The sequence below is a fragment of the Autumnicola edwardsiae genome (assembly GCF_031846505.1).
Taxonomy (GTDB): Bacteria; Bacteroidota; Bacteroidia; order Flavobacteriales; family Flavobacteriaceae; genus Autumnicola; species Autumnicola edwardsiae.
Genome location: NZ_JAVRHP010000016.1, coordinates 41,731 through 51,143 on the forward strand (window position 1 = coordinate 41,731; position 9,413 = coordinate 51,143).

The 9,413-nt window shown below is 39.3% G+C and carries 7 protein-coding genes; 4 read left to right on the forward strand and 3 right to left on the reverse strand.

Annotation, left to right across the window (positions count from 1 at the left end):
* Positions 1-84: 84 nt before the first annotated feature.
* Positions 85-1,026, reverse strand: coding sequence for a transporter (locus RM529_RS05060; RefSeq protein WP_311483660.1), 942 nt, complete (start codon positions 1,024-1,026; stop codon positions 85-87).
* A gap of 108 nt (positions 1,027-1,134) precedes the next feature.
* Here RM529_RS05060 and RM529_RS05065 point away from each other — a divergent pair, with 108 nt between their 5' ends.
* The 4 genes from RM529_RS05065 (at position 1,135) to RM529_RS05080 (ending at position 6,722) form a co-directional block, all read left to right on the forward strand.
* Positions 1,135-1,407, forward strand: a complete 273-nt coding sequence (locus tag RM529_RS05065) for a DUF4834 family protein (RefSeq protein WP_311483661.1) — start codon at positions 1,135-1,137, stop codon at positions 1,405-1,407.
* Between the two features lie 137 nt (positions 1,408-1,544).
* Positions 1,545-3,971: a YfhO family protein gene (locus tag RM529_RS05070; protein ID WP_311483662.1), complete on the forward strand. Its 2,427-nt coding sequence runs from the start codon at positions 1,545-1,547 to the stop codon at positions 3,969-3,971.
* 3 nt (positions 3,972-3,974) lie between these two features.
* Positions 3,975-5,267, forward strand: coding sequence for a glycosyltransferase family 4 protein (locus RM529_RS05075; protein ID WP_311483663.1), 1,293 nt, complete (start codon positions 3,975-3,977; stop codon positions 5,265-5,267).
* A complete protein-coding gene (locus RM529_RS05080) occupies positions 5,268-6,722 on the forward strand; it encodes an oligosaccharide flippase family protein (protein WP_311483664.1) in 1,455 nt (484 codons plus the stop codon).
* A gap of 87 nt (positions 6,723-6,809) precedes the next feature.
* Here the strand turns inward: RM529_RS05080 and RM529_RS05085 are convergent, their stop codons facing one another.
* Both RM529_RS05085 and RM529_RS05090 read right to left on the reverse strand, forming a co-directional pair.
* The gene (locus tag RM529_RS05085; protein WP_311483665.1) at positions 6,810-7,973 is read right to left on the reverse strand and encodes a hypothetical protein; all 1,164 of its coding nucleotides are present in this window, start codon (positions 7,971-7,973) and stop codon (positions 6,810-6,812) included.
* A gap of 216 nt (positions 7,974-8,189) precedes the next feature.
* On the reverse strand, positions 8,190-9,413 hold a 1,224-nt coding region (locus RM529_RS05090), incomplete at its 5' end, for an ATP-binding cassette domain-containing protein (RefSeq protein WP_311483666.1).

The window sequence follows — 9,413 nt, forward strand, 5'->3', positions numbered from 1 at the left end:
TTCCTCTTTTTTTTTGCAGCGAAGCGGTCTTATTTCTTGTCTCTCGACTAAAATTACATTTTAACCTTCGCCACTCACAACCCACTACTGAAAGCCGCTATTTCTACTCCGCTGTCTCCTTTTATCGCTCGCTTTATCATAGGAATCTTCGAGAATTTCATCGTCGCTGTGAAAATCGAATCTATAAGAAAATCCGCCGGCTATTTGCCATCTCGATGGAGTGTCTTTAAAATTGACAAGACCGGAGATATCCAACTGGAGATCGTCCAGTAATAAATAGGCGGCACCACCTCTCAATATATCATCAGCATAGATATCACTTATATATCCCTGGTATTCGCCGAAAACTGCAAATTTTGGAGTGACAGCATGCGTTACTGTAACTATCGCACCATAGCTGGGGAATTCTTCTGTAAATTTATCTGCTATAAAATTCATTACAAGTACCCATCTGCCCCAGTTGTTTTGGGTGATAACTGCCGCTTTTGGGCTATAATTGGATTCACCTGGATATAAATAAGGATTGTCTCCAAAAGAAAAATTAGCACCTCCGTAGACGGAAATAGCAGGAATAAGGGTTTTCCATTTAAAGCGCTGGTTGGCCTTCCAACTGTAAAGATTCGGCTTTTCGTCTTCCGCATTTTTGTAGGGATCATAAACCAGGTATTTCGCGCCAATTGTGTTTGTTCTAAAATTTCTTATCCCAGACTCCTGTTCCCTGTTACCGATTATTAAAGTGGTTGTTTGATCCTGAAAGGAGCCAAAAAAATTCAGTTCCAGGTTCTCAGTCAAAAATCCAAAACGTAAGCCATACATAGCTCCAAGAATGTCTGCTTCCTGCCGGTAAAGCGCGTGATCGTCATTTCCCATATATGCTCCGGCTTCCAGTTGCAAAACCCCTTTTCCAACAGCAAAGCCGCCCTGGGATTCTCCCGGCCGGTTGGAATTGATGGTTTCGGTGTACTGGGCATTTACATTAAAAAGGGTAGTACAAATAATGGTGAAGCAGATGAGGCTTTTGCGCATGGCGGTAGGTTTAATTCGCTCAAAGATAGCAGAAAATTATTATTTTTTTAAGTTCTTAAAATCAGGAATTGTCTCTTCATCTTTTTATTTTTGCAGAAATTTCAGAACATGTACGACGCATCATTTTCGGGTATAATAAGGACGATTTTAATTATCCTGCTTATATACTTCGGATTAAAAATAATATTTCGCTTCCTTGGTCCTTTCATTCTGCGATATTTCATGAAGAAGATGGGTAAGAAGTTTCAGGATCAATTCAATCAATATAAGCAGCCCACTAAAGAAAAAGAAGGAAAAGTAAGTATTGATAAAAATCCGGGAAAAGGCAGGAAATCCAACAAAGATGTTGGTGAGTATATCGATTACGAAGAAATTGATTAATTTCGAACCATCCACCGGTTATACTTGTTTGGAACTAAACCGGAATGTATAATGTGACCGGCTGAAATTGTCAAATTTCGGCCAATATTCTGAAGCGAATTTTCTTCAGAATATCTTTTGAAACTAAAATCTGATTGATGGTTAAATTCAAACAATTTCTCCCTCACCTGTTTGTTCTTGCAGGTTTTGTAATTATTGCCTTAGCATATTTTAATCCGGTTTTGCAGGGTAAGGAAATTTACCAGAGCGATATTGTACAATATCTGGGCATGGCCCGAGAACAGACCGATTTTAGGGAGCAAACGGGGGAGGAGCCATACTGGACAGATGCTGCCTTTGGGGGTATGCCAACCTACCAGCTAGGGGCACGTTATCCCCATAATTATATTAAAGATGTGGACTCGGTACTTCGGTTTTTACCAAGACCTGCAGATTATCTATTTATATATTTTCTTGGTTTTTATATCTTATTACTCTGCCTAAAGCTTGACTACAAACTCGCCTTTTTAGGTGCCTTGGCCTTTGGTTTTTCTACGTATCTTATAATTATTCTTGGCGTTGGACATAACGCCAAAGCACATGCCATTGCTTATATGCCAATGGTTTTGGGAGGTATTGTTCTTATTTTCCGAAGAAAAAACTGGTGGGGATTTATTCTGTTGGCATTTGCGATGGCTCTGGAGATTAGCGCAAATCACTTCCAAATGACCTATTATTTGCTATTGCTGGTGATTTGCCTTGGAATAGCTTACTTAATAGATGCCATTAGAAAAGGAATTCTTCCTCACTATTTTAGGTCACTTGGTATTATGGTAGTAGCTGTAATTCTTGCCATTGGAGCCAATGCTACGAATCTTCTTGCCACTCAGGAATATACTGCTTTTAGTACCCGTGGAGATACAGGCTTGACTATTAATCCCGATGGATCGGAAAAAACAGCTTCCGGATTGGATTTTGAATATATTACCAGTTACAGTTATGGAATAGCTGAAACTTTTAATCTTTTTATTCCCAGGTTTATGGGAGGATCAAATTCCGAAGATATTGGTAAGGATTCTGAAGTTTACAATGCCATTATCGGTTTGGGAGCTTCTCCTGCGCAGGCAGCAAGTTTTGCTGAGGGTGCACCTACCTACTGGGGAGACCAGCCTTACGTGGGAGCGCCGGCTTATATTGGTGCCAGCGTGATCTTTCTATTTGTTTTTGCGCTTTTTCTAATAAGAGGCCGGCTAAAATGGTGGATCGTTGGAGCCAGTATTTTAGCACTTTTACTTTCCTGGGGTAAAAATTTTGCTTTTTTAACCGAATTTTTTATCGATTATGTTCCGCTATACAACAAGTTCCGGGCGGTGACTTCTATCCAGGTGATTGTAGAACTTTGTGTTCCGCTTTTGGCAATTTTCGGCCTGTACAAACTCTTTAATAAGTTCGACAAAGAAGAGGTGAAAGTAGAAGCTCTTAAATGGGCCACAATAATTACCGGAGGCCTCAGCGTTATATTTTTATTGCTGAAGTCGGTACTTTTTGACTTCAGTGGAGCAGGGGATTCGATGTTAATTGAACAACTAGGGATCGATTTTGTGCGTGCGCTAAAAGAAGATCGTAAAGCTATTTTTACTTCAGATACCATAAGATCTTTAATATTTGTTTTATTATCTGCAGCACTTATCTGGTTTTATCTAAAAGGAAAAATTTCAGAAAAAGTTGTAATTGCAGGATTTGCAGTTCTCTTTTTAGTCGATCTGGTAGGCGTGGACCGTCGTTATGTAAATAATGAAGATTTTGTGCTGGCAAGGAAAATGGAACGTCCTTTTGAAGCTACACAGGCAGATCAGCAAATTTTGCAGGACGATTCCCGATATCGGGTTTATGATATCACCGGAAATCCCTTAAGCAGTAGCAGGGCATCTTATTTTCACAATTCCATTGGTGGTTATCACGGGGCCAAGCCGGGTCGGATACAGGAATTATTTGACTTCTACATTGCTTCAAACAATATGGAAATTCTCAATATGCTGAACGTAAAATATTTTATTGTTCCAACAGAAGAAGGAGTCCAGGCGCAACAAAATCCAAACAACTACGGCAATGCCTGGTTTGTTGAAAATGTGGAGTGGGTAAATTCGGCTAATGAAGAAATTTTGGCTTTAAAAGAAGTAGACTTGCAGAATACTGCTGTAATAAATGAAGATTTTAAAGATATTTTGGGCGATAATGTAGGTTTTAATGCCCAGGCTCAAATTGAGCTGGTAAGTGAGCAGCCTAATGAGCTTGTTTACAAAACTTCCTCTAACAGCGAGCAGCTGGCGGTTTTTTCTGAAAGTTATTATCAGCCTGGCTGGCAGGCGTATATCGATGGAGAAGAGGTTCCGCATGCTCAGGCCAATTACGTATTAAGAGCGATGAATATTCCTGCCGGAGATCATACCGTGACCTTTAGTTTTGAACCTGAAGTCATCAACACCGGAAGCCAAATTACACTCGCCAGTTCTATTATTCTTGCTCTTTCTGTTCTAGGCGGAATTTTTTATGGTTTTAAGAGGAAGAAAAAAGAGGAGGAGTAGTGAATGAAGAAGGTCCTCATAATTACATATTATTGGCCTCCCGCAGGCGGACCCGGCGTACAGCGTTGGCTTAAATTTGTCAAATATCTTCCCGAATTTGGTGTTGAACCCGTTGTTTATATTCCGGAGAATCCCACCTATCCTTTAACCGATAAAAGTCTTGCTTCTGAAGTTCCTGAGAATAGTAAAATTGTTCAAAAAAGAATTTTTGAACCTTATTCCCTCGCAAAGATCTTCTCTAAAAAAAATACAGAGACGATTAGCTCCGGAATAATTGCTAAAGAAGGAAAACAGAATTTTCTTCAGAAAATGATGCTATACATCAGGGGTAACTTTTTTATCCCCGATGCCCGAAAATTCTGGATAAAGCCTTCAGTTAAATTTCTGAAGCGTTTTCTAAAAGAGCAGCAAATAACCACAATTATCACTACCGGTCCACCACATAGCCTGCATCTTATAGGCCTTCAGCTAAAGAAAGATCTGAATATAAATTGGTATGCTGATTTTCGGGACCCCTGGACGCAGATTGGCTATCACGATAAGCTGAGGCTTTCAAAATCTTCCCAAAAGAAGCATCTGGCGCTGGAAAAGGAAGTGCTGAATACTGCAGATCACATTATCACTACCAGTTTTACCACAAGGGCGGAATTTCAGAAAAAAACAACGAGACCGGTGACTGTAATCACCAACGGTTTCGATTTAAAAACTGCGGAAAATGATGTTCAACTGGATAAAAAATTTACCTTTTCGCATATTGGGTCACTACTCTCTGGCAGAAATCCTGAAAATCTTTGGAAATGCCTGGAGGAGTTAATTTCAGAAAATAAAGAATTTGCTAATGACTTTAGGTTAAACCTAATTGGAGCCGTAAGTGAAGATGTGCTGGATTCCATTAAGTTTGCTGGTCTGGAAAAGCATTTAAGGCTTCAAAAATATGTCCCTCATGCTGAAGCAATAGAACTTCAGCGAAGAAGTCAGGTGCTTCTTTTAATAGAAATTGACAGCCAGGAAACCAAAGGAATAATTCCGGGAAAAGTATTTGAATACATGGCAGCGAAACGTCCAATCCTGGCGTTGGGGCCTGCAGAGTGGGATATTTGCCAAATTTTGGATGAGACTTTGGCTGGTACTTTTTTCCGATATTCAGAAGAAAAAGAGTTGAAGAGTCATATTTTGAAGCTGTACAGCCAATTTAAAGAAGGAAGACTGGAAGTGGAGTCCAGAAATATCCAGAATTACCACCGCAAGGCACTTACAGCCAATTTGGCTAAATTACTCAAGCAAACTTGGCTTTAAATGGGGATTATAATCAACCAGTCTTTTAAAAACCTGATTACCACATACTTTGGGTTTGGTATTGGAGCAATTAATACGCTCTTTTTGTTTACCTATTTTCTTGAACAGGAGTATTACGGACTTGTTAGCTTTTTGCTTTCGGCGGCTAATCTAATTTGGCCTTTTTTGGCATTTGGCGTGAATAGTACCTTAATTAAATTTTATACTTCTTATAAAACACAAGAGGAGAAAGACCGGCTTTTTAATCTCGCTTTACTGTTGCCATTGGCCGTAGCTGTTATTATTGGCTTATTGGGACTATTTTCGTACGATCTTCTCCTTCAGTATTTCTCAGACGGGAACGGACTTGTACAACCTTATATCTGGCTGATTTTTGTTATAGCAGTTGCCACGGCCTATTTTGAGATCTTTTTTTCATGGTCCAAACTTTATTATAAAAGTGTTTTTGGCAATTTTATGAAAGAAGTTTTCCATAGGTTTTGCATAAGTCTACTGCTCCTGGCGGTTTATTTCGGCTGGATAAATGTTTCCGAATTTATTTATTGTATCGCCGGAGTTTTTGTTCTAAGATCCATTGCAATGGGAATCTATGCTTTCGCACTTTATACACCCAATTTTAGCTTTAAATTTCCGCGGAATTTAGTCCGGGTGCTTAAATATACTTCCCTTATTCTTCTGGCATCCTCGGTGGCTATGGTTTTGCTGGACCTTGATAAGATTATGATAGAATATTATCTGCCAATTGAAAATGTGGCGATCTACGGAATTGGAATCTACATTGCCACCGTAATTTCAGTTCCGCAAAAGGCAATGCACCAGATCACCCACCCAATGACCGCCAATTTGCTGAACACCAGGGACAGGGAAGGTCTGCGGGATTTGTATAAAAGAAGTTCTGTAAACCTGCTGATTGTAAGCGGGATTATTTTTATCCTTATTATCACTAATCTCAACCAACTTTACGAGTTAATTCCTGAAGAATATAAACTAAGTGTGCTGGTAGTTTTACTCATCTCCCTCGTTAAACTTTACGACAATCTTCTGGGAAATAACAACAGTATTTTATTTAATTCAGACTACTATCGTTTGGTACTGGGAATAGGAGTATGCCTGGCGGTACTTGCTTTTATTCTGAATATTTTATTTATCCCGATTTTTGGAATTGAAGGCGCGGCTATGGCGAGTTTTCTTGCATATTTTATCTATAACAGCACTAAGATATTTCTCGTAATTAACAAGTTTAAGATTCACCCCTTCACCGGTAAAACCTGGCTGATATTGTTGGTTATAGGAATTTTATGTGCAGTATTTTATTTCTGGGAATTCCCATTTCATCCTATTATAAATATTGGATTAAAGTCGGGACTCATCTGTATTTGTTATTTGCTGCTGGCCTATAAATTCAATTTTTCTTCAGATTTTAATGAACTTCTACGGAAGTATACGAGCCGGTAAGTACCTGAAAGAGAAAACCCCCAGGCGCCTTTCGACATCCATGGGGGTTTTCCAACTAACCAACCAAAAAACTAAATTATGAACATTTTAATTATTACTTCTCACATTCCGTGCCGAACTCCTTCCGGAAGACGAAGAATTTGAATTTTCACTTCTGGACCTCGTCGTGGTTCGCTGTGCGGCAGAACTTCTACCTGAAGTTGAAGACCTTACAGTCGCGCTTCGCTGTACAGGGGCACTTGTTCGTGCCGGGGAGGAACTTCTTGCCGAATGAGAATTTCTTCTTACAGTTCTTTCAGAAACTTCAGACCTTCTTGGAGTTGCAGCAGATCTGGTTTCAGTTCCTCTGGAATTCGTACTGCTCTCAAATCTTGAAGAAGTGCTTCTTGATTTTCTCATATCTTCAATAGCTCTTCTTCGGTTTTCCAGATTAGTACTGGTCCTGCTATTACTTCCTCTGTCGGCCACAGTTCTTCTTCCTTCAGGACTTGCCGTCCTTGTTCTTTCAGCAATATTACTTTCGGTTCTAGTAGTAGAATTCCGTATTTCATTCCTAACATCACGTTGTTCCGTAACCCTGCGACCCCTGTTATAGACCACCGCCTTCTGGTTCGGCCTGTAAAAGTCCTTAGTATAAGAGGTATTCCTGTAATTATTGTTGTAGTAGGTAACGTATTGATTGTAAGTTACCCTCGATGGCTGATAATATGCTCTGTACGGGCTGTTGAAGACTACACTGTAGTTGGAATGCGGCCTGGTGTAAAATGAATGCCATGGCCTGTGTATATAATACCTGTTATAGTTATTGATATAGCCATTATAATTGGAAATTCTATTAAACCTGTTGTAATGTACCACCAGGTTACCAACTCGTGCTACACGCCCGTGGTTATTATAATCAATTAAAATATTTCCCGCCTGGATAATTCTTCCGTAGTAATCGTAAAATACCGGAACATTTTCAATTTGAATTACTGCACCGTAATCATCATACTGAATGTACGGGTCATAATTATATCCTGCATTATAACTGATATTTACATTTGGGGTAGAAATATTTACAATATTTGTTCTCCTAAACTCCGGATTGTAATAAAAATCAAACTCCCCGTTAGGATATACAGCAAACTCTACTCCTCCTTCAACAAAAATGAAGGACTCGTTGTAAGCCCGTGAAGGTGTAGCTCCTGCAGAAGCCGAAACCGACCATCCTGCAAAGAAAATGGCTACTAAAAGAGTAAAGTTTTTCATGATTTCTTTGTTTTAAGTTAAAGACCTGTGAAGTCTCTATAAATAAAACAAAGTGTGTGCCAAAGTTTGACAGTGTAAAGTTTGGAGTTCAGATTGCAGAGTCTGACCCCTGCCTGAATATAGTTGCCTTTTTCAGGTTAATGTAAGTTTGAAAGGGTAAATAATTTAGTGACATTATAGAAAACTCTTTATCCTTCCTTCTTACTTCTAATTTGCTCAGATTTTCTCCTTCAGATATTTTGCAGTGTAGGAGGTCTTGTTTTTCGCAACTTCTTCCGGAGTTCCTTCAGCAATTAAATGTCCGCCTTTTTCTCCACCTTCAAGCCCAAGATCAATTACATGGTCTGCACATTTTACAAGGTCCATATTATGCTCAATAACTACCACCGAATGTCCTTTTTCAATTAAAGCATTAAAAGACTGCAAGAGTTTTTGAATATCATGAAAATGTAATCCTGTAGTTGGCTCGTCAAAAATGAAAAGGGCTTTCTCTTTTGTATTTCCTTTTACCAGGAAAGATGCAAGCTTAATTCGTTGAGCTTCCCCACCAGAAAGAGTCGATGAGCTTTGCCCCAGCTTTATATATCCCAGTCCCACATCCTGAAGCGGCTTAAGTTTTCTCATTATTTTATCCTGATTTTTTTCACCAAAGAAAGCAGTAGCATCATCAATGGTCATATTCAGGATATCATCTATATTTTTGTCTTCAAAAGTAACTTCCAGGACTTCTTTTTTAAATCTTTTTCCGTTGCAGGCTTCACATTCCAGGTGAACATCGGCCATAAACTGCATTTCTATAGTAACTTCACCTTCTCCCTTGCATGTGTCACAGCGCCCACCATCTACGTTGAATGAAAAATGTTTGGCTTTATAACCTCTTATTGAAGATAACTTTTGATTTGCGAACAAGTTCCGGATATCATCATAAGCTTTTATATAAGTCACCGGATTGGAACGCGAAGACCTGCCAATAGGATTTTGATCTATAAATTCGACTACTCCAAGGTTCTTAAAATTTCCCTTTACTTCTGTAAATTGTCCTGCTTTTTCTCCATAGCCGCCAAGTTCTTTCTGAACAGCGGGGTAGAGAATTTTTTTAACCAAAGTACTTTTTCCGCTTCCGGAAACACCTGTAATTGCTGTAAATATTCCCAACGGAAAAGTAACATCGATATTCTTGAGATTATTTTCCCGTGCACCAACCACGGTTATTTGTTGCTTTGAAGTTCTTCTTTTCTTCGGAACTTTGATCTGCATTTCCCCGTTAAGATACTTTGCTGTCAGGGAAGAAGATTTTAGAATTTGCTTTAGAGTTCCTGTGGCTACCACTTCGCCACCGTGAGTCCCTGCTTCCGGGCCAATGTCAATAATCTCGTCTGCCGCGTTCATAATATCTTCGTCATGTTCCACAACAATTACCGTGTTCCCAAGATCCCGAAG